This is a genomic window from Alteromonas sp. NFXS44, from assembly GCF_040148705.1.
Classification (GTDB): domain Bacteria; phylum Pseudomonadota; class Gammaproteobacteria; order Enterobacterales; family Alteromonadaceae; genus Alteromonas.
The window spans coordinates 349,573-370,304 of the sequence record NZ_JAGDEA010000002.1 but is presented as its reverse complement, the minus strand read 5'-3'; the positions used below and the strand labels follow the sequence as shown (position 1 = coordinate 370,304).

Annotated in this window: 27 protein-coding genes; 14 read left to right on the top strand and 13 right to left on the bottom strand. The window is 49.0% G+C overall.

Going from position 1 to position 20,732, the window contains the following annotated elements; genetic code table 11:
• Positions 1-4 precede the first annotated feature (4 nt).
• From mlaD to J3369_RS04830, 3 genes are read right to left on the bottom strand one after another with little or no spacing between them, the layout of a single operon-like run.
• On the bottom strand, positions 5-487 hold the full coding sequence (gene mlaD, locus J3369_RS04840) for an outer membrane lipid asymmetry maintenance protein MlaD (protein WP_119500194.1): 483 nt from the start codon (positions 485-487) through the stop codon (positions 5-7).
• Between the two features lie 9 nt (positions 488-496).
• The gene (gene mlaE / locus J3369_RS04835) at positions 497-1,273 is read right to left on the bottom strand and encodes a lipid asymmetry maintenance ABC transporter permease subunit MlaE (protein WP_119500193.1); all 777 of its coding nucleotides are present in this window, start codon (positions 1,271-1,273) and stop codon (positions 497-499) included.
• Positions 1,270-2,070 (bottom strand): ATP-binding cassette domain-containing protein, encoded by an 801-nt coding sequence (locus tag J3369_RS04830; protein ID WP_303573670.1) that lies wholly within the window; start codon positions 2,068-2,070, stop codon positions 1,270-1,272. The genes mlaE and J3369_RS04830 overlap by 4 nt, the downstream gene beginning before the upstream one ends.
• A 510-nt stretch (positions 2,071-2,580) precedes the next feature.
• Here J3369_RS04830 and J3369_RS04825 point away from each other — a divergent pair.
• The 12 genes from J3369_RS04825 to J3369_RS04770 all read left to right on the top strand — a co-directional run bounded on the left by J3369_RS04825 (position 2,581) and on the right by J3369_RS04770 (position 11,206).
• Positions 2,581-3,537, top strand: a complete 957-nt coding sequence (locus J3369_RS04825; RefSeq protein WP_349584394.1) for a calcium/sodium antiporter — start codon at positions 2,581-2,583, stop codon at positions 3,535-3,537.
• Positions 3,538-4,509, top strand: coding sequence for a KpsF/GutQ family sugar-phosphate isomerase (locus tag J3369_RS04820; RefSeq protein ID WP_303573672.1), 972 nt, complete (start codon positions 3,538-3,540; stop codon positions 4,507-4,509).
• Positions 4,509-5,063: a 3-deoxy-manno-octulosonate-8-phosphatase KdsC gene (kdsC, locus tag J3369_RS04815; RefSeq protein WP_349584391.1), complete on the top strand. Its 555-nt coding sequence runs from the start codon at positions 4,509-4,511 to the stop codon at positions 5,061-5,063. Before J3369_RS04820 ends, kdsC begins: the two co-directional genes overlap by 1 nt.
• On the top strand, positions 5,060-5,623 hold the full coding sequence (gene lptC / locus J3369_RS04810; RefSeq protein WP_119500187.1) for an LPS export ABC transporter periplasmic protein LptC: 564 nt from the start codon (positions 5,060-5,062) through the stop codon (positions 5,621-5,623). The genes kdsC and lptC overlap by 4 nt, the downstream gene beginning before the upstream one ends.
• Complete coding sequence (gene lptA, locus J3369_RS04805; protein WP_349584388.1) at positions 5,592-6,161, top strand: lipopolysaccharide transport periplasmic protein LptA; 570 nt, start codon at positions 5,592-5,594, stop codon at positions 6,159-6,161. The genes lptC and lptA overlap by 32 nt, the downstream gene beginning before the upstream one ends.
• 5 nt (positions 6,162-6,166) lie before the next feature.
• On the top strand, positions 6,167-6,892 hold the full coding sequence (lptB, locus tag J3369_RS04800) for an LPS export ABC transporter ATP-binding protein (protein WP_303573675.1): 726 nt from the start codon (positions 6,167-6,169) through the stop codon (positions 6,890-6,892).
• A 95-nt stretch (positions 6,893-6,987) separates the two neighbouring features.
• Positions 6,988-8,472 carry an RNA polymerase factor sigma-54 gene (locus J3369_RS04795; protein WP_303573676.1) on the top strand — a complete coding sequence of 495 codons (1,485 nt, stop codon included), beginning with the start codon at positions 6,988-6,990 and terminating at the stop codon, positions 8,470-8,472.
• A gap of 32 nt (positions 8,473-8,504) precedes the next feature.
• Positions 8,505-8,792 carry a ribosome hibernation promoting factor gene (gene hpf, locus J3369_RS04790; protein ID WP_119500183.1) on the top strand — a complete coding sequence of 96 codons (288 nt, stop codon included), beginning with the start codon at positions 8,505-8,507 and terminating at the stop codon, positions 8,790-8,792.
• 8 nt (positions 8,793-8,800) lie between these two features.
• The gene (ptsN, locus tag J3369_RS04785; protein ID WP_119500182.1) at positions 8,801-9,244 is read left to right on the top strand and encodes a PTS IIA-like nitrogen regulatory protein PtsN; all 444 of its coding nucleotides are present in this window, start codon (positions 8,801-8,803) and stop codon (positions 9,242-9,244) included.
• A gap of 47 nt (positions 9,245-9,291) precedes the next feature.
• Entirely contained in the window at positions 9,292-10,137 is an 846-nt protein-coding gene (rapZ, locus tag J3369_RS04780; protein ID WP_303573677.1) for an RNase adapter RapZ, read from the top strand.
• Positions 10,137-10,409 (top strand): HPr family phosphocarrier protein, encoded by a 273-nt coding sequence (locus J3369_RS04775; protein WP_303573678.1) that lies wholly within the window; start codon positions 10,137-10,139, stop codon positions 10,407-10,409. The genes rapZ and J3369_RS04775 overlap by 1 nt, the downstream gene beginning before the upstream one ends.
• Before the next feature lie 53 nt (positions 10,410-10,462).
• Positions 10,463-11,206, top strand: a complete 744-nt coding sequence (locus J3369_RS04770; protein WP_349584381.1) for a substrate-binding periplasmic protein — start codon at positions 10,463-10,465, stop codon at positions 11,204-11,206.
• A gap of 17 nt (positions 11,207-11,223) precedes the next feature.
• On the opposite strand, the gene yiaA is transcribed toward J3369_RS04770, so the two are convergent.
• Genes yiaA through J3369_RS04755 form a run of 3 tightly spaced genes read right to left on the bottom strand, consistent with a single transcriptional unit; the run spans position 11,224 to position 12,746 of the window.
• Positions 11,224-11,616, bottom strand: coding sequence for an inner membrane protein YiaA (gene yiaA, locus J3369_RS04765; RefSeq protein ID WP_303573680.1), 393 nt, complete (start codon positions 11,614-11,616; stop codon positions 11,224-11,226).
• 18 nt (positions 11,617-11,634) lie between these two features.
• Positions 11,635-12,408, bottom strand: a complete 774-nt coding sequence (locus J3369_RS04760) for a DUF2145 domain-containing protein (RefSeq protein WP_349584378.1) — start codon at positions 12,406-12,408, stop codon at positions 11,635-11,637.
• Entirely contained in the window at positions 12,405-12,746 is a 342-nt protein-coding gene (locus tag J3369_RS04755; protein ID WP_303573682.1) for a hypothetical protein, read from the bottom strand. Before J3369_RS04755 ends, J3369_RS04760 begins: the two co-directional genes overlap by 4 nt.
• Positions 12,747-12,860: 114 nt before the next feature.
• On the opposite strand from J3369_RS04755, the gene J3369_RS04750 reads away from it, so the two are divergent.
• Positions 12,861-13,616, top strand: coding sequence for a helix-turn-helix domain-containing protein (locus tag J3369_RS04750; protein WP_349584376.1), 756 nt, complete (start codon positions 12,861-12,863; stop codon positions 13,614-13,616).
• A gap of 140 nt (positions 13,617-13,756) precedes the next feature.
• Positions 13,757-15,115 carry a magnesium transporter gene (gene mgtE / locus J3369_RS04745; RefSeq protein WP_303573685.1) on the top strand — a complete coding sequence of 453 codons (1,359 nt, stop codon included), beginning with the start codon at positions 13,757-13,759 and terminating at the stop codon, positions 15,113-15,115.
• Positions 15,116-15,167: 52 nt separating this feature from the next.
• On the opposite strand, the gene J3369_RS04740 is transcribed toward mgtE, so the two are convergent.
• From J3369_RS04740 to J3369_RS04710, 7 genes are all read right to left on the bottom strand, one after another.
• Positions 15,168-15,905, bottom strand: a complete 738-nt coding sequence (locus J3369_RS04740) for a response regulator transcription factor (RefSeq protein WP_349584372.1) — start codon at positions 15,903-15,905, stop codon at positions 15,168-15,170.
• 63 nt (positions 15,906-15,968) lie between these two features.
• Positions 15,969-16,673 carry a spondin domain-containing protein gene (locus tag J3369_RS04735; protein ID WP_349584369.1) on the bottom strand — a complete coding sequence of 235 codons (705 nt, stop codon included), beginning with the start codon at positions 16,671-16,673 and terminating at the stop codon, positions 15,969-15,971.
• An 8-nt stretch (positions 16,674-16,681) separates the two neighbouring features.
• Complete coding sequence (locus J3369_RS04730) at positions 16,682-17,356, bottom strand: spondin domain-containing protein (protein ID WP_349584573.1); 675 nt, start codon at positions 17,354-17,356, stop codon at positions 16,682-16,684.
• Positions 17,357-17,533: 177 nt separating this feature from the next.
• The gene (locus tag J3369_RS04725; RefSeq protein WP_502877410.1) at positions 17,534-17,992 is read right to left on the bottom strand and encodes a ClpXP protease specificity-enhancing factor; all 459 of its coding nucleotides are present in this window, start codon (positions 17,990-17,992) and stop codon (positions 17,534-17,536) included.
• Positions 17,989-18,621: a stringent starvation protein SspA gene (gene sspA, locus J3369_RS04720; protein WP_119500171.1), complete on the bottom strand. Its 633-nt coding sequence runs from the start codon at positions 18,619-18,621 to the stop codon at positions 17,989-17,991. The genes J3369_RS04725 and sspA overlap by 4 nt, the downstream gene beginning before the upstream one ends.
• A gap of 112 nt (positions 18,622-18,733) precedes the next feature.
• The gene (locus J3369_RS04715; RefSeq protein WP_349584366.1) at positions 18,734-19,468 is read right to left on the bottom strand and encodes a cytochrome c1; all 735 of its coding nucleotides are present in this window, start codon (positions 19,466-19,468) and stop codon (positions 18,734-18,736) included.
• Positions 19,465-20,730, bottom strand: a complete 1,266-nt coding sequence (locus J3369_RS04710; protein WP_119500169.1) for a cytochrome b — start codon at positions 20,728-20,730, stop codon at positions 19,465-19,467. Before J3369_RS04710 ends, J3369_RS04715 begins: the two co-directional genes overlap by 4 nt.
• Positions 20,731-20,732 lie beyond the last annotated feature (2 nt).

Below are 20,732 nucleotides of genomic sequence, written 5' to 3'. Positions count from 1 at the left end.
TCAATTATTCGTTACTGTCGCTGCTGCCGCCGCGGTTGAACAGGAACTGACCAATCAGATCCTCAAGCACCAGCGCAGACTTGGTGTCTTGTAAATAGTCACCGTCTTTCAGCTCTTCAACCCCGTCGAAGGAAAAACCGGGCTGAAATCCGACGTATTGCTCACCCAGCAGGCCGGATGTCAGAATGGATACCGAACTGGTATCAGGAAATCCTTCGTAACTGGTAGAAATGCTCAGCGTCACAACCGGCGTGTAGTCTTCTTTATCCAGATGAATATCTGTTACACGACCAATTGTCACACCGCCCACTTTTACCGCAGAGCGCACTTTCAGGCCGCCAATATTATCGAACTTGGCGTAGAGGTTATACGTGTCGCCTGCGTTGGTCATGGTCTGGTTTGCCACTTTTAAAGCCAGCAATAAGGTGGCTGCAATAGTCAGCACCACAAATACACCAACCATCACTTCCGTTTTGTACTTATTCATTTCTATCCTCTACTCAATTCCGAACATCAGGGCAGTGAGTACGAAGTCCAACCCCAATACAGCTAATGATGAAAAAACAACGGTTTCCGTCGTGGCTTTACTGATGCCTTCTGAGGTCGGAACCGAATCATATCCTTTAAATATGGCAATCCAGGTCACAACCAGGGCAAACACGAGGCTTTTTATGACGCCGTTGACCACATCTTTTTGCCATTCAACCGTTGATTGCATCAACGACCAGTAACTACCGCCATCAACACCCAGCCAGTCGACACCAACCAGGTGACCACCCAGGATACCAACCGCACTGAATATCATTGCCAGTGACGGCATAGCAATCATGCCGGCCCAGAAACGGGGAGCAACCACTCTGCGAAGAGGATCCACCGCCATCATTTCCAGACTGGATAATTGCTCTGTGGCTTTCATTAACCCGATTTCAGCAGTTAATGCAGAACCTGCGCGCCCGGCAAATAGTAATGCGGTGACCACCGGTCCCAGTTCCCGTAACAATGACAGTGCGACCATTGGCCCCAGGCTGCCCTCGGCACCATAGCCCACCAAAATGGTATAACCCTGCAGAGCCATTACCATGCCTATGAACAGACCTGATACCAGAATAATCAGCAGTGATTGCACACCTACAACATAAAGCTGGCGAATGGTCAGTGAGATATTCTTAACTTTGGGAGCTGCAAATAAGGCACCGGAAAGCATGATGCCTGCACGGCCAATTGCTGCTACTTTGGCGATGGTTGCAGCGCCGGTTTGCTGAAGAAACTTCATGACTTACCCCCGAACAAACTCTCGGATAAGTCTTTCGCCGGATAATGAAATGGCACCGGACCATCGGCTTCACCATTCAGAAACTGCTGCACCAGCGCAGAATCGCTGTTTTTAATCTCTTCGGCAGTGCCCTGACCGATAATGCGTTTATCCGCCAGAATGTAGATGTAATCAGCAATGGTAAGCACTTCCGTGACATCGTGTGTCACTACGATACTGGTGACATCAAGGGCATCATTCAGCTCGCGAATCAATTTCACCAGCACCCCCATAGAGATGGGGTCCTGGCCGGCGAAAGGCTCGTCAAACATGATGAGATCCGGATCCAGAGAAATGGAACGGGCCAATGCCGCACGTCTGGCCATACCACCGGACAGTTCACTGGGCATCATGTCTGCCGCACCACGTAACCCTACAGCCTGTAGCTTAAGTGCGACAATGGTGTTGATAATATCATCGCTGAGTTTTGTATGTTCTTTGAGCGGAAACGCCACGTTGTCGCGTACCGTCATGTCAGTAAAAAGCGCTCCGCTCTGAAACAACATGCTCATGCGACGACGGGTTTTATATAACTCGCTGCGACTCATAGAAACAATACTGTCGCCATCGAAGCGGATATCGCCTTCATCCGGCGGGAGCTGCCCGCCAATCAATTTCAGCAACGTCGTTTTGCCGATTCCGCTCGGGCCCATTACCGCTGTAATCTTGCCTTTGGGAACAACAATCGACACTCCGTCATAGATAACGCGGGATCCGCGCCGGAATGTCATGTTGTCTATTTCCACTAAATTTCCCATATTCTTGAAGACGCGCCTTCCCTTTATGTTCTTTGCCGGCGGTAGCAGAAAATGCTACTACCCGATTTTACATACACCATTGTATCTTCATTTGAGGACAGCCGCCAAAACGAAAAAGTTACAAGGTGTGTTCGCATTTTTCGAAAACTTTACGCTTGCTTTTATTGCCACTGTCTGCACAAATTTCTCCGGTCCCGGCAAGCTTGTCAGCTAGAATCATGCCATCAGAGCCAGCCTCAAGATTGACCACTTCGTTTGGTACGTAAAAATACCCGTCTCAGCGCGATTACACTTTTGTCATCATGCTGACAGTTTTTGACAATCCGGATGATTTATCACATTGATGTTGTTGATACAGAGCAGAAATATGCTTGCAGATAGCGGAAAAGCAACAGCAACTGTTGCACTTATAACCAGTTGCAACCGTATTAGCAGGTATTCTATCTAAACCGTATGCAAATGCTGTACTTTTTGCGACAATCCGAAAAAACAAAGGACGAATGGTAACTTGTGATACTTTCTATCTGTATTTTCCTGCTGGGTCTTGCTGTACTTAGCTGGAGTGCCGACCGCTTCGTTTATGGCGCTTCCGCACTGGCAAAAAATATCGGAATCTCCCCCATGATGATTGGTTTAACCATTGTTGCTATGGGGTCATCAGCACCGGAAATTGTTGTATCGGCTATCGCCTCTTCAAATGGCAATATGAACACAGCGGTAGGTAATGCGCTGGGCTCGAATATTACCAATGTTGCTCTCGTGCTGGGTATCACGGCCCTGGTAAAACCGCTCGTCGTCTCATCCTCTACATTAAAACGTGAATTTCCGGTTCTCCTTGGTGTAACCGTGCTTGCCATGTTCTTTCTTAATAACGGCAAACTGGCTCACCTGGAAGGCATGATTCTCCTCGGCCTGTTTGTATTTGTACTCGCAGGTATGGCGTGGATATCGTTACAAGTGGATAAGGAAGATCCGCTGGTGAAAGAAACCGACGGAGAAATCCCTGACGGTGTAAATACCGGTTCTGCGGTGTTGTGGGTTGGCGTGGGTATTGTGTTACTGCCTCTCAGCGCCCATTTTATGGTGAATGCAGCAGTAGATATCGCCCATTTCTTCGGTGTGTCCGACCTGGTGATCGGTCTGACAATCATAGCGCTGGGCACCAGCTTACCGGAGCTGGCCGCCAGTGTGGCCGGTGTACTGAAAGGTGAAAGCGACCTGGCACTGGGAAATGTTATCGGCTCGAATATCTTTAATCTGCTGGCAGTATTAGGTATGCCTGGACTCATTGCTCCCGGGCTACTGGACGAGAATGTGTATAACAGAGACATGTGGGTGATGTTTGGTCTCACAGTGTTATTATTTTTCCTGAGCTTTAATTTTATCGGCAAACGCCAGTTAGGCCGCCTGGAAGGTGGCATCTTTGTACTATGCTTTTTGGCGTATCAATTCTGGTTATTTGGTTAAATGAGTAATTCACCGTATATCGCGTCAGCCAGACGGGTCATAGAAATTGAAACCAGCGCAGTAAGTGCACTGGCATCCCGGCTGGACAGTAAATTTGAGCAAGCCTGCACCTTGTTGTCTGAATGCAAAGGCAAAGTAGTCGTGTGCGGCATGGGGAAATCAGGCCACATCGGGCGTAAAATTGCTGCGACTCTTGCCAGTACAGGCACACCGGCCTTTTTCATGCACCCGGGCGAAGCCAATCATGGCGATCTCGGTATGCTCAGTCAGACAGACATATTGCTGGCCATTTCAAATTCCGGAGAAACCGGCGAACTGGTGAATCTGCTTCCCGTGGTCAAGCGGCTGTCTGTGCCTGTCATCGCAATGACGAACAGCGAATCAAGCACCCTTGGCCAGCATGCAGATGTGGTACTCAATATCAGTGTGGAAAAAGAAGCCTGTTCGCTGGGGCTTGCACCGACCTCAAGTACTACGGCAACGCTGGTAATGGGTGACGCGCTGGCTATTGCACTTCTGGATGCTAAAGGATTCACCTCAGATGATTTCGCCCTCTCTCACCCGGGCGGCAGTCTGGGCCGGAAACTGTTACTCAAAGTGGGCGATATCATGTTGACCGGCGACGCTCTTCCCCTTGTATCGTCCGGGGCAACCATTTCACAGGCTTTGCTGGAAATATCTTCTAAGGGTCTGGGAATGACAGGTATTACAGATAACAGCGGCAAACTCAGCGGTATTTTTACCGACGGCGATCTGAGACGAATCCTGGACGCCAGAACCGACATTCATACCACTCCGGTAGCCAATGTTATGACCCGCGGCGGTAAAACTACCCGCTCCGGTACTCTGGCAGTGGAAGCGTTAAATTTAATGGAAAAACACAAGATCAGTGCGCTGATGGTGGTGGATGAAGATGATCACCCCGTGGGCGCTTTCAACATGCATATGTTGCTTAAAGCAGGAGTTCTCTGATGGGACATGAAGTCACTTTTTACGGCGTGATCAGTGAAGAGCGGTTTGAAAAACTCAAAGGGCTGAAACTGCTCGTTTGTGATATCGACGGCGTATTTTCTGACGGCAGAATTTATCTTGGCAACAATGGTGAAGAGTTAAAAGCCTTTCACACCCGCGATGGCTATGGCGTTAAGGCATTAATTAACAGTGGTTTGGACGTTGCTGTCATTACCGGCCGCGACTCGGCCATTGTAAAGAATCGCATGATCGCCCTGAATGTGAAGCACATTATTCAGGGTCAGGAAGATAAAGCCACTGCTATGGCGGAGTTGTGCGAAAAGTTGAACCTGGCGCCATCAGAGGTCGCTGCCATCGGTGATGATATGCCGGATCTTGGCATGTACCGGTTTGCCGAAACAAAGATTGCGGTGAAAGATGCCCATCCGGCCGTCACCCGTGAAGCGAACTGGATCACCACAAAAAATGGTGGATTCGGGGCAGTACGGGAAGTCTGCGATGTGATATTACAAGCGCTCGGCACGCTGGACACCATACACGGAGCCAGTATATGAACCGTTTAGGGATCAGTATTTCTGCGCTGTTTGTTATGGCGCTGCTGATGTACCTTCCGGTCTGGATGGCAGAAGAGCAGGCTCCGGCGAAAAAAGCCGGTGCAGACGCCTTACGCCCTGCCTATAAAGCAAAGAATTTGACAACCACACTGTATAACGAAGAAGGCAAACTCAACCACGAAGTCTTTGCCGCCTCTATGGAGCATTACGACCAACTAGGCTTTGTGTTATTCGACCAACCCAAATACACTGTCTATGTGAATGATGACGAGGCCCCATGGCAAGTCACCGCTGATGAAGGCACACTCTACAACGATGATCTGATCCAGCTGGAAGACAATGTGCTGATAAAAAGCCTGAATCCTGAAGAGTTTATCCAGACCATTACAACCAATTTTATTAAGGTAAATCTGGATGACAAAACCATGACTTCAGATCAGCCGGTAGATATACGCGGTGTACAGACCATCATTAAAAGTAACGGTTTCAATGCAAACCTGCGTACCCAACAATATGAGTTAATTGATCATGTGCAGACAATTTATTCCCCGGGCAGTTAGCCTTTTCGCAGCAATAGCGCTGCTTGCTGCTGCCGGTGAGGCAATGGCCGGCTCCGGTGATTTTGAAAAGCCGATTACCGTGGATGCCAAGTCACAGTTTATCGACGGTAAAAAGAAGAAATCGGTTTTTAAAGACGATGTGAAGATAACCCAGGGTTCTCTCATTATTGCCGCAGATGAAGTGGAAGCCATCGCCAGTGATGGTGAAGGGAAAGAGATTTTTATCGCCCGCGGAAAACCAGCCAGTTATTCTCAAACGCTGGATGACGGGGCCAAAGTAAAAGCCAGTGCAAATGAAATTCGCTACGAAGTAGCTAAACAACTTATTTCCTTGCAAGGTGATGCAAAAATCCAGCAAGATACCAGCATGGTCCAGGGAGATAGCATCACCTATGACATGTCAAAAGAGCAACTTCTGGCAACCGGCGGAGAAAGTAACAGCAACGGCCGTGTAACCACGGTTTTCCGTCCTGACACAGTTAAAGAGCTGAAGGAAGACAACAAGTCTTCAGACAGAAACGAAAACGAGGGTAACTAAGTTACATGGCAACCCTGAGTGCGACTCACCTGGCAAAGTCGTATAAATCACGCCAGGTCGTCCGTGACGTTAGTTTATCGGTTTCTACCGGACAGATAGTAGGTCTGCTGGGTCCTAACGGCGCAGGTAAAACCACAACGTTTTACATGATTGTGGGTCTTGTGCCGCTCGATAAAGGCAAGATCCTCATTGATGAGCAGGAGCTGACGCACCAGCCAATGCATGAGCGTGCCCGCCGGGGAATTGGTTATTTACCCCAGGAGGCATCCATTTTCCGAAAGCTGACCGTACATGAAAACATCATGGCGATATTGCAGACGCGTAAAGACTTAAAAAATCATCAACGTGAACAGGAAGCGGATGCACTACTTGATGAATTTAATATTAACCATATACGTAATAGTACAGGTATGAGTTTGTCGGGTGGCGAACGCCGCCGGGTTGAAATTGCCCGCGCACTGGCAGCCAATCCGCAATTTATTTTGCTCGATGAACCCTTCGCCGGAGTTGACCCGATTTCGGTTAATGATATAAAGAAGATCATTCAGCACTTACGGGACAGAGGTATCGGTATCCTCATCACCGACCACAATGTCAGGGAAACCCTTGATGTGTGTGAAGAGGCCTATATCGTCAGTCATGGAGAACTGATTGCTCAGGGCACCGCAGAACAGGTATTAAGTAATCAAAAAGTTCGTGATGTATACCTTGGTGAGCAATTCAGGCTATAGTTAAGATATCGGGATGAGCATTTAACGGAGATTTCGCCACCGGCACTCACACCGCTACAACCGGATGTCCTTTTTAGAGTTTATATAAGACGTAGATGAAACCATCTTTACAGTTAAAATTTAGCCAACAACTGACAATGACGCCTCAGCTTCAGCAGGCGATCAAGCTATTGCAGTTGTCTACGCTGGACTTACAACAAGAAATTCAGGAAGCCCTCGATTCTAATCCTTTGCTGGAAGTCGACGACAGCTCCGACAACGATGTAATTGAGAAAAATAACATCGATAATGATGACAGCATGCAGGAGTCTGCATCAGCATCATCTTCTGACAGCATGGATACCGGTGAAGCACTGGAAAAGAATGATTTACCGGACGAGTTGCCCATCGACAGTACCTGGGATGAGTACATTTCTGCGTCTTCAGCCCCCGCGCCCGGCCCTTCCGGTAGCGATGACGAACAAATCTTTCAGGGTGAAACCACCGAAAATATTCAGGACCATCTGCTGTGGCAAATGCGTCTGACACCTTTTTCTGACATAGACCGCGCCATCGCACTGGCGATTATTGACTCCATTGATGAGTCCGGTTATCTCACGGTTACCGTTGACGACATTCTGCAAAGCGTAAACAGTGACGATATGGAAGAGCCCGTTGAAGAAGATGAGGTTGAGTGCGTACTCAAACGTATTCAGCTCTTTGATCCTCTCGGTTCCGGCTCCCGCACACCGCAGGAATGCTTGCTGGTGCAACTGGCGCAATTTGCACCGGAAACACCGTGGCTGGAAGAAGCGAAACTGCTGCTCAGAGAGCATTCCGATCTGTTAGGCAGCAAAGATTACCGTACATTAATGCGTAAAACCCGCCTGAAAGAAGATCAATTACGGGAAGCGATGCGTTTGCTGCAAACGCTGAATCCCCGTCCGGGCAGTGCATTAATTACGAAAGAGCCCGAATATGTCATTCCGGATGTATCGGTTGCTAAGAAAAATGGCCGTTGGGTAGTAGAATTAAACCCCGACAGCTTGCCTAAGCTCAGTGTTAATCAGCAGTACGCTGCAATGAGCCGTAAAGCACGAAACAGCAGTGATTCACAATTTATCCGCTCTCACATGCAGGAAGCCAAATGGTTTATTAAGAGCCTTGAGAGCCGGAACGATACACTGCTGAAAGTAGCAAATTGTATTGTTCAGCAACAAATGGGCTTTTTTGAGCATGGCCCTGAAATGATGAAACCAATGGTGCTGAATGATGTCGCAGAAATGGTAGATATGCACGAATCTACTATTTCCAGGGTAACAACGCAGAAGTACATGCACACGCCCCGTGGTATTTTCGAGTTGAAGTATTTCTTCTCCAGCCACGTTGCCACTGAATCAGGTGGTGAGTGTTCATCTACAGCGATTCGCGCCCTGATTAAGAAGCTGGTTGCCGCTGAAAATCCAGGCAAGCCGCTGAGTGACAGCAAGATTGCTTCGTTGTTGGCCGATCAAGGCATTATGGTTGCCCGGCGAACAATAGCAAAGTACCGGGAATCCTTATCGATCCCGCCGTCTAACCAACGCAAAAGCCTTATCTAACTTAAGGCTGCTCAAAATAAGGAAGACGAAATATGCAAATCAACCTTTCTGGTCATCACATTGAGATCACTGATTCTTTGCGTAATTATGTCGATACTAAGTTCAGCAAACTGGAACGTCATTTTGACCACATATCAAATGTGCACGTTATTTTAAATGTTGAAAAGCTTAGCCAAAAAGCAGAAGCAACGGTTCATCTTAGCGGCGCGGAAGTCTTCGCCTCTTCCGAAAATCAGGACATGTACGCTGCCATTGACAGCATGGTCGATAAGCTCGACAGGCAGGTCCTGAAACACAAGGAAAAGCTTAAAAAGCATTAATTGAATTCATGGATATACAAGCCATAGTCAGCCTGGACCGCACCGAGTGTGCGGTCCAGTGCAATAGCAAAAAACGCATTCTCGAAATCATCAGCGGGATTGCAGCTAAAAATAACCCCGATGTTGATGAAGCCACCGTGTTAAGTAGCCTGCTGGCCCGTGAGCGAATGGGCAGCACAGGTATAGGTAACGGCATTGCCCTCCCCCACGGCCGTCTGGCCGGACTGGAAAAAGTCATTGCCATTGTGGTTACCAGCACGCCCGCCATCGATTTTGATGCTATCGATAATAAACCTGTGGATATTTTCTTTACTTTGCTTGTCCCTCAAGAACAAACCGAAGGACATTTACAAACTCTGGCCATGGTTGCCGGTAAACTCAGTGATAAAGAAACCATAAAAACTATCCGCAAAGCTCAGACAAGTGATGATATTATTCGCGCATTACAGTAACTTAGTGTAATACGCACCGACAACATGTGACTTCAGGAGAAACGGGCGTGAAGTTAATCATCATCAGCGGACGTTCAGGTTCAGGAAAATCAGTAGCACTTCGTGCCCTAGAGGATCTGGGGTATTACTGCGTCGATAATATTCCGGTTAATCTTTTACCAGCCCTGACACACACTGTCGCCGATGAATACGAGCAGGTGGCTGTGAGTATTGATGTCAGGAACTTGCCTAAAGAGCCTTCTGAGCTGGTTGAAATTCTCGACTACCTGCCTCAGTCATGGACTGTCACCATCGTATATATTGACGCAAGTGACGATATGCTGGTGCGCAGGTTCAGTGAAACCCGCCGGTTACACCCGCTGGCTAAACTGAATAAGTCATTGTCTGATGCCATTCAGACAGAACGGGAATTACTGGCCCCCGTAGCAGAAAGAGCGGATTTGAATATTGATACCGACTCTCTGAGCATTCACCAGCTGGCAGAATTAATTCGCGAGCGGATCCTCGGTAAGAAAAGCTCACGACTTGTTCTGGTATTTGAATCATTCGGCTTTAAACATGGTATTCCCAAAGATGCAGACTATGTGTTTGACGCCCGTTTTCTGCCAAACCCTCACTGGGAGCCGGATTTAAAACACCTGACAGGCCTGGATACACCGGTTCAGGTTTTCCTCAGTTCCCAACCTATAGTGACCAAATTTATCTGGCAGATTCAGAACCTCATCACGACCTGGCTGCCACATCTTGAACGGAACAACCGCAGTTACGTGACAGTCGCTATCGGATGTACAGGCGGACAGCACCGTTCAGTTTATGTAGCGGAATCACTGGCGAAAAATTTCCGGGAATCTCATCCTGATGTCCAGCTCCGCCACAGGGAGCAAAGTAAATAATGCGTATAGAGAAATCTCTGACTATTGTTAATAAACTGGGGCTGCATGCCAGAGCTGCAACGCAGTTGGTGCAACTGGCGAATCAGTTCGATGCCGAAGTTCTTTTACAAAAAGGCGATAAGCAGGCGAATGCCAATAGTGTGCTGGGACTGATGATGATGGAAAGTCATCAGGGGGAACAGGTTACTGTGATCTCTGAAGGTCCTGATGCTGAAGCTGCAATGGATGCCGTTGAGGCATTAATTGCAGGCAGATTTAACGAAGATGAATAACGCCTGCACTCCACTGAGTGTGTAGTGCCGGCGAAGGCTTAAAGGCAAACCCGTTGAAACGTTTCATCAGTTTAATCATCTTTTTGACAGCGATGGCTTATCAAAGCTCTGTATGGTGTGCTGAGCACAAAAAAAGTCTGATAACCGGTGGTACAGCCTGGCCTCCTTACCTGTATATAACAGACAATAATCAGCCGGCCGGTGAAGACTACCAATTGTTAAAGTCGGTTTTAGGCAAGCTGGATTATGCACTGGAAAGCCAGATCCTGCCTGAAAGACGGGTTACTCAGCAATTAGGACTGGGGCAAATTGATGTAGTCACCGGTGCGGCTTTCACACCGGCGAGAGCGCTGAAAAACTATTTTTCTGTTCCCTACCGCAAAGAAACCATCAGCTTTGCCTTTCACCCTTCCCACCTAGACGAATATGCCGGCAAATCGCTTGAAACGTTACTCCGGGAAGGCAAAACCCTGGCGTTAAACACCGGCGGATGGTACGGCGACTGGTTTAATAACACAGTCACTGAACAGTACAGCGCACAGCTTATTCATCTGGATTCCGTTAACCGGCGGCTACAATTTCTGGACAGAGGCCGTGTCGATTTGGTGCTGGACGATATCAGAGTGATTAGCTTTAATGCTGAACTGCTGCATCTCGAACTGGAAATCAGTGATAATCCCGTGAACGTACAGGACGTCCACTTCATGTTCAGTAAACAATCTGTGGACCCGGGCTTCATCGATAAATTCAATCACGTCCTGTCTGGCTATGTTAAAGACCCGGATCCTGCGATCTGAGCCTTCAACCTCACACCTTATTCTGCTGCCGTATTATCCCTGACATTTTTTTGCACCGTTATCGCGGCAAACAAACTCAGGACGAAAGCCATCCCGTAGAATCCTTTTTCACTTAGCAACAGGTTGGCGTTTACCAGACCAATCACTAACAGTGCAATAGCAGCACCAAGGCCAAACCAGCACAACATCAGGTATATTTTCGTTGTCTGTATGCCTTCCATTTTGTCCCGCACTGTTTTTTGAACAGACACAGCAGCAAACAGTCCAAACAGAAATACGGCAAAGTAGTAGCCTTTTTCATTAAGTGGCATATCGGCATTCAGGAGTCCGGTGATATAAGCGGCAAATCCTGTCAGCAGTGCAATAACAGAAGCAATAAAAAAGGCTTTCGTAGGTTTATTTGCGTTCATGATGATCTCCGTTTTGTATCAGTGACTGGCATACAGCACGGTTTGATGTGCCACCAGTTGATTATTTTCCACATAATTTGCAATAGTGGTAAACGTAGCGGTTTGTATCGCGCCCGGGTGGTCGCTTAAAGACACACCGCTGCTCACCCAACTGCCTAACCGCAACTTCATTTTGTTAACCTTCACCGGCTGTGCTTTAAACCATGCCTGCGTATTGTTTTTAAGGCGATGACTGTCAGTGGTGCCGTAAATAGCAGCATTCAGCACATCAAGGGTGTACTCAGTGCAATTTTGCTTTCCTTCCGTAAACGGACTCGCAATAACGGAATAGGCCGGTTCGTGCAGCAATTTCGCTTTGTCCTGCGCATACAGGGCAACGATTTTCTGCTGCACTTCCCAATCGGGAATAATTATGCCGGCTTTTAACTCCGTTGCTCCCCAAAAGAAATCCACCGGATAATCCGTTTTCAGTACACTTGTACCCGGCTTATCTGCCAGCTGATATAAATTGTGTATTGCATATCCTTGCTCTACCGTGCCGTCATCCAGCGTAATATCGGAATACAGCGCAATTGCCGTATGGGTAAATGAAATACCTTGAGGCAAGTCTTCAGGCGCCCGTCCAACCCGCGCAATAATGGCCGCATAGGCTCCCTGCTCAGCCAGGTAATGCTCAGTTTGCTTTGCAAATTTTATAATCGCCTCCGGCGCATACCGGCGGGGTGCTTCTTCCTGACTGCCGGCAAATACAGGCAACGCCAGACACGCAAGCATTGCTATCGCGGACCTCATTGAGCTTTCCCCTGTGTCACGATAGTCTGGTTTATCACCACGTTAGGTGCAGGGTCTGCAGTAATCACCCGTTTTGTCACCGGTAAAGGTTTATTGCTTTTCTCAATGCTATGGTGAACGGAGTGCGCTGAATCTGCCGCAATCACTGCCACTCCCACACTTAACACGACCGGTGCAACCGATACCGCGCTGGCCACTGATGCTGTTGTTTGCACACTTTCCGTTGCTGCAAGCACACTGTGTTTACTTGCCTGACCGCTGTGTTGTATTGAGTCGTCGGCCATTACACCGCAACTCAGTGTCAGTATTGCTAAACCTGATATCAATCCATGTTTCATTTTTCAGTTCCTCAGTAGTGACTGTGTATTCACAGTAGTCCGGAGAAGAACATTAATAAACTCAAATAATTGATGTAGACTATTTCAACACCAAAAGTATCACTTATTAATACTATGCAGCAGATTAAGCAACTCATCGGTACCCTGAAGCGCTGTTTGAAGCAGCGGGGGTTTACTTATAAATCACTGGCGGAGCGCCTTGACCTGAGTGAGGCAAGCATGAAAAGATGTTTTGCACAGGAAGCCTTTACTCTGGAGAGACTGGCACAAATTTGCGATGTGATGGACCTGACCCTCAGTGAACTGTTCCAACTCAGCGAACGGGAACAGCCTGCCCTGTCCCAGTTAACTGAAGAACAGGAAAAAGAGTTACTGGCTAACCCGAAGCTTTTGCTTATGGCCGTGCTGGTAAGGGACGGATGGCAGTTTGACGATATCACCGGGCATTATGCGATAGACCCGCTGGAAGGTGTCAGGCTGCTGGCAAAGCTCGATAAACTCAGGCTGATAGAACTTTTGCCCGGCAACCGGTACCGTCTGCGCATTGGCCAGAATTTCCGCTGGATCCCGGGAGGACCGCTAGCACAGTTTATGGAACAGGAAGTTATGGTGAAGTTCATGGCGCCGAAGCGGGGTGAACCCTGGCTGTTCAGGTTATACATCCGTGGCCGCTATTCAGAGGAATCCATCCGGATCATTGAAAAGCGCCTGAAGCAACTGTCAACGGAAGCGGCAGAATTAAACGATGCTGACTCGTCTTTACCGGTTTCAGAACGAACGCATATTGGTATGTTGCTGGCGGTACGCCCCTGGGAACCCTCGCTGTTTGAAAAGATGCGCAGAGAGCAAAGCGAAGCGCAACAGCAATAAATCGCCCCGATGCTCACAATTTGCGCAAACGGACGGTTTGTGGCGATTCGCAGGCAGATATACGCCGCTTTCCCGATGACAGTTTCCGGAGGGTAAGGTATTCTTTATCTACCTCCCTGTTTGTTTCTCAAAGGATTTCCGTGGCAGAAGCACTCGAAAGCAAATCAGCACAAAGCCAGCTATGGGCTCTTAATGCGGCGTTAAATGACGGCCGTTTTGTTTCTGTGCGCAAAATGCTGCATGAGCTGCCACCCAGCGATGTTGCCCTGATCCTTGAATCCAGCCCGACCCGAACCCGTGATGAACTTTGGGACCTCATAGACGGCGATTTTCACGGCGATATCTTAGAAGAACTGTCAGAAGATGTACGTAACGGTATTATCAGCAAGATGGTGCCTGAGAAGGTTGTTGATGCCCTTGAAGAAATGGATACCGATGACCTGGCGGAGACTTTAAGCAGTCTGCCGGATGAAGTATTGCAGGATATTCTGCAGTCTATGGATACTCAGGACAGACACCGGGCAGAACAGGCACTGTCTTACGGTGAAGAAACCGCCGGTTTTATCATGAATACCGACACCATTACGTTGCGCCCTGACGTAACCGTTGATGTGGTATTGCGCTATCTCAGACTGAAAGGGGATTTACCGGAAAACACAGACACATTTTACGTGGTCAACCGCACAGATAATCTGGTGGGCATTGTGCCGGTAGCACGCCTGCTGACAGCGGATCCCGACGATAAAGTGTCAGAGGTGATGGATGATGATCCCGAAGCGATCCCTGTTAATATGCCTGACGGTGAGGTTGCCAGTCTGTTTGAACGTTACAACTGGCTGTCAGCCCCTGTTGTGGACGAGAAAAATCGCCTTGCCGGTCGTATTACCATCGATGACGTGGTCGACATTATCCGCGAAGATGCGGAACACTCGATGATGAGTATGGCCGGTCTGGATGACGAAGAAGATACTTTCGCGCCGGTGTTACAATCTACCCAGCGCCGCTCCGTGTGGCTGGCTGTGAATCTGGTTACCGCCCTCCTCGCCGCAGCGGTCAGCGACTTATTTGAAGCAACACTGAGCCAGATGGCCGTGCTTGCTATTCTGAACACCATCGTTCCCAGCATGGGTGGTGTAGCCGGTAACCAGACACTCACACTGGTTATCCGTGGTATGGCACTGGGCCATGTTAATGGCAGTAACGCAAAGTGGCTGGTTAATAAAGAGCTGGCAATCGGCCTGTTAAACGGCGTGATGTGGGCAGTACTTATCGCTTCTGTAATAGGTCTGTGGAAGCAGGATCTTATGCTTGGCCTCGTTATCGCCTTCGCCATGCTCGTCAACATGATTGCCGCTGCGCTATCCGGTGCAACCTTACCCATGATCATGAAACGTCTGAAAATCGACCCTGCCCTGGCCGGCAGCGTTATTCTGACAACCATTACTGATGTAGTGGGTATATTTGCCTTCCTGGGAACTGCGTCACTGCTTTTAACCTGAGCATATTCACGGCCCGGCAGCCACGTCTTAAAATGTGGCTGCCGGATATCTGTCAGCCGGCACATGATGCAGCCGGCACATGATGCAGCCGGCGACTACTCACCGGCGGCCGGGGCGTAAAGCGGTATCCTACTCCCCTGACGGTTTCCAGCATAGCAGCCACGCTCTTATCTGCAGCCAGCTTACTTCGGAGCCGGTTAATGTGTGACACCACAGTATGTTCATAGCAGTCGAGCTGATGACCCCACACTGTTTCCAGTAGCTGATTACGGCTGAATACCTGATTGGGGTGACGGACAAAATGCGTAAGCAACGTAAATTCCGTAGCGGTAAGCGGCAGAGCACTTTCGCCAATCCTTGCCTGATGGGATCTGATATCCAGAGATAACCTGCCAGACTGCAAAAGATGGCAACCCGACGGCTTTTTCTCATCATCAGGACGATAGCGGCGTAGCTGCACTTTCACTCTTGCCTGTAAAACCCTGTCGTGGCACGACAACATCACCACATCGTCGGCGCCGAGTTCCAGCGCGAGGATATGGTCAGTTTCACTTTGAGATGCGGTAACAATAATGACAGGCAGCAGAGGGTATTGCCGGCGGATTTGACGGCAGACGTCCAGTCCGCAGCGGCCGGGCAATACAATATCCAGAACCACCAGACTAAACTGATTTGCCGCGATTGCCTCACAGGGGTCGTTAAGCGTCGTCACACACTGGTGTCCCAGTGCCTCCAGACACTTGCGGATCCGCTGTGACTGAGCCTGATCATGCTGAGTTAACAAAATCATCTTCCCTCCGGCTGTTTTCATATGCAATGACTCGCATAGAAACAGACCGGAGGTGCCTGTATTTTATTCCATCCGGGTGATAATTAATTTCATCGCCGGATTGTCAAAACGGTGTTCTGAACCCAGAACAGAGTCTGTCAGTCCACCCTCTGCACTGACAACGCCGCCGTGAAATGTGACAGCATCAAGGGCCTCTCTGCCGTCGCTGACACCTTCCCCGCCATCTGCCGGACCGGGTATAGTGCCCGCCGACTCCGTATTTTCTTCTGTACCCGCATCGTAGACATGGGGCAACATGGTAAGCGTGTCATTTGTCACCAGCGCAGATAAATCCAACCCGGTTATTCCTGTGAATCCGTCATTGGTATTTACCAGCATAGTGACAACACTCAACAAAGCAGAATCACTGGCTTCCATGGTAAGCATAAAGGTTTCACTGCTTCCGGGCAGCAATGCCTCAGTACCGGCTTCTGCAACCAGTGTCTCACCCTGTTCTGTCAGTGCACTGCTGTCTCCTCCTTCGGCGAGCATGGCTAGTCCGTCCGATGCAGCGCTTCCGGTTTGCCACAGAGTCACAGAGTCACTGGCAATCACCGCGACCGGCGAGAATGGTTGTGCAGCTGTCAGATTGGTTACGGTTATTTCATAAGTCCGCATTTCAGGTGCCCGGGGTTCAACGATGGTTTCATCATCGTCATCTGAACACGCCGCCAGGGTGAATAAAGCGACGGTCAGTGCGCTGAGGCGAGTTATCCGTTGATTCATCATATCCACTCCTATTCACTTACCGTAACAACCACTCTGGCTACGGGATTGAGCCAGCGCTGTACCTTGTTTTGAACATCACTCATGCCACCGCTGAGCATATCGTCTCCCAGATTGCCGGGATGGATATGAACGGTCGCATTGGTGATAGTGGCATTCATCCCGGTGCCGTCCGTACCTACTAACGCTTCCAGAGGAGGAGGAACCGGCATACCTGCTTCACCGGGTACGCCGCTCCCGCGAACTTCATCATTGGCCTCGGTACCGGCATCATAGGCATTCAGGTAAATCATGTAGGTGCCGGGAGTTTCCGGTATGGTCCAGCTGTCTAAACCGACAAAGCCATCATTGGTGGGCAACAACATGGCTACCAGACTCAGTTGGGTATTGCCGTCAGTGGTGGTCACCATGGCAGATGTGGTCATTGCCGGCATCAGTAATCCGCCAGCAGGATTACTGACTATATCAGCAGACGCTCCGGCCGCCACTGTTTCCAGCCCTGAGATATCACCGCCTTCCGCCATAGCCTGCAATTCTGTGCTTGCTGTTTCACCGGTCACGAACAGATGGGTGTCGCTGCTGTGTGCTGCTATGAATAAAGGTGTGAATGCGATACCCCGGGTGAGGTTTTCCACTGATATTTCGACTTCAGCGGCGCTTAAAGTAAATGCCGGCAGGGTGGCCATGCAGAGGGTTGTGTAGCGAAGGGTTCTGTTTGCCATGATAAAGCTCTCTGTTGTTATATGGAGAATTTATCCTGGCGCAGGATCCTCCCGGTTTGCTCACGGCCAGATCACAACAGCAGTACTTTTAAGAAACAGTATTAAACAGAATTAAAAAATCCGGCGCGTAGGCCGGATTTTTTATTTAATGATTTTCAGCGTAGGTTTGCCTTTCTTCGGCGGCACCGGCGCGTTCTCAGAATCGCCATCGGTAACGTCGGAAGACGGTCCGTTCAGCGTGTCAGTATCGTCATCGCTCAACTGTTCAGGCGCCTGCATTTCATCTTCAACGGCAAAAACAGTTCCTGCGCCATTCTCACGGGCATAAATTGCCAGCACAGCGTGACAAGGCATATAGATCTGGCGGGGTTGCCCACCAAAACGAGCCTGAAATGAAATAGCGTCCAGATCCAGCGAGAAGTTAACGCACGCAGCAGGAGAAACATTCAGCACAATTTGGCCGTCTTTAATGAATTCCTGCGGAACATCAACACGCTCCACCGTGGCATCTACCACAATGTATGGCGTTAACTGGTTGTCTACAATCCATTCGTAAAATGCACGCAGCAAATACGGCTGATTGGATGTCATTTTACTCATAACGGATTATGAATTTCGCGTTCCTGATCAGTCAGAGAAGCTTTGAAAGAACTGCGTGAGAAAATGCGGTTCATGTATGCATTCACTTCTTTACTGCCATTACCGGTCAGGGTGATCCCCAACGCAGGTAAGCGCCACAACAGCGGTGCCAGGTAACAATCAACCAGGCTGAACTCTTCACTCATGAAGAATGGCATCTCAGCAAAAATAGGACCTAATGAAAGTAACGCTTCACGTAATTCGTTACGGGCAGCTTCTACATCACCTTCATTACGGAAAATACGTGCAGCCAGAGAATACCAGTCCTGTTCGATGCGGTGCATCATCAGGCGGCTCTGACCACGGGAAACAGGGTATACCGGCATCAATGGAGGATGAGGGAAGCGCTCATCTAAGTATTCCATGATGATATGGGATTTATATAACACTAACTCTCTGTCAACGAGGGTTGGCACAGTACCGTAGGGGTTCAGATCAATCAGATCCTCAGGCAGGTTAGTTGGATCAGTGTAGCTAATTTCAACACCCACACCTTTTTCCGCCAAAACAATACGAACCTGGTGACTATATATGTCAATAGTATCTGAGAACAACGTCATGATTGAACGCTTATTCGCGGCTACGGCCATTCATTTTCCTCCGTCGAGAGTGTTACCTTGCCCGGCCGTATTGCGACCAGAAACAAATGCTAAAAAAGGGGGCGGAATGCCCCCTTGCGTATTATACACAAATTAACAGAAATTAGTGCACTTCCTTCCAGTATTCTTTCTTCAGTAAGAAAACGAAGATGAACAGCACAATAATGAACACCAGTACCCACTTTCCGATAGCTTCGGATTGCAGACGGAACGGTTCGCCACTGTATGCCAGGAAGTTAACCAGGTCGGCAATCGCCTGATCATACTCTTCTGTGCTCAGCGCACCGTCGCCATCGGTTTTAATACCCACAAACTGCTCTTTCATTTCACCGTCAACCATGGTTTCTTCATGGGTTAAACGGGGCGTGCCCTGAAGCGGCTGAAGGACATGAGGCATGCCTACATCTTTGAATACCACATTGTTCACACCAAACGGACGGCTTTCATCAACATAAAAACTGCGCAGGTAAGTATAAATCCAGTCGGAACCTCTGACGCGGTTCACCAGCGTCAGGTCAGGCGGCGCCGCACCAAACCAGGTAGCAGCAGCTTCTTCAGGCATAGAGCGGGTGATGTAATCCGTCACCTTCTCACCGGTAAACTGAAGGTTTTCCTGACCAATCTCATCAGGAATACCTAAATCGGTGAAGGTACGCTGATAGCGCTGGTATTGCATAGAGTGGCAACCCAGGCAGTAATTCATAAAGATTTTGGCACCGCGCTGTAACGACGCTTTATCGGTTAAATCAACAGGCGCTTTGTCCAGATGGACATTTCCGCTGGCAGCCATCGCCATACCCGGTACGAGGAATGCCAGTAACAACATTAGTTTTCTCATTTCGGGATCCTCGCTGGTACAGGCTTCGTTGTTTCATTTTTGCTGTATAAGAACAGTGCCACGAAGAAACCAAAATACAACACGGTAGCCACCTGAGAAGCAATGATTTTCCAGTTTTCCTGTGGTGTACCGCCCAGGTAACCCAGGAATACGAATACCGCAGCGAAAAGCAGCAAGTTGACTTTGTGCAGGCCACAGCGGTAACGCCATGACTTCACCCGTCCACGGTCAAGCCACGGCAGTGCGAACAGGGCCGCGATGGCACCAAACATAGCAATAACACCAAACAGCTTATCCGGTACCGCTTTGAGGATGGCGTAGAAAGGCGTGAAGTACCACACAGGGAAAATATGCTCCGGCGTCTTCAGCGGGTTAGCAATTTCAAAGTTTGGATGTTCAAGGAACTTGCCCCCCATTTCCGGCGCAAAGAACATGATGTAGCAGAATACGAAAAGGAAGATACTGAACGCCACTAAATCCTTAAGCACGATGTGCGGGAAGAAGGGCACCACATCATCTGCGATGTCGTATTTACTGGTGTAGTATTCGTGGATTTCGTATTTAGTCTTTTCACTTTCAGGCAGAGAGCCCTTCTTGTGCTTGATTGCCACACCGTCAGGGTTATTAGAGCCCACTTCGTGTAGTGCAATGATATGCAGGAACACAAGAATGACGATGACCAGTGGCAGGGCAATAACGTGCAGGGCAAAGAAGCGGTTCAGCGTAGCTCCGGAAATAACATAGTCGCCCTGAATCCAGATGACCAGGTCAGGACCAATCACCGGAATCGCACCGAACAGAGACACGATAACCTGTGCGCCCCAGTAAGACATTTGGCCCCAGGGAAGTACGTAGCCCATGAAGGCTTCAGCCATTAACGCGAGGTAGATAAACATACCGAAAACCCACAGCAACTCACGGGGTTTCTGATAGGAGCCGTAAATCATGCCGCGGAACATGTGCATATACACCACAATAAAGAACGCAGACGCGCCGGTACTGTGCATGTAACGGATGATCCAGCCGAAATCGACTTCTCGCATGATGTACTCGACAGAGAAGAAAGCCCCTTCCGCCGTCGGGTTAAAGTTCATGGTTAACCAGATACCGGTTACGATTTGGTTGACCAGCACGATGGTGGCCAGAAAACCAAATACGTACCAGAAGTTCATATTACGTGGAGCAGGATATTGAATGGCGTGCATATTCGCCACCCGCATCATCGGGATACGTTCTTCAATCCAGTTTAAAAAAGCATTCATAA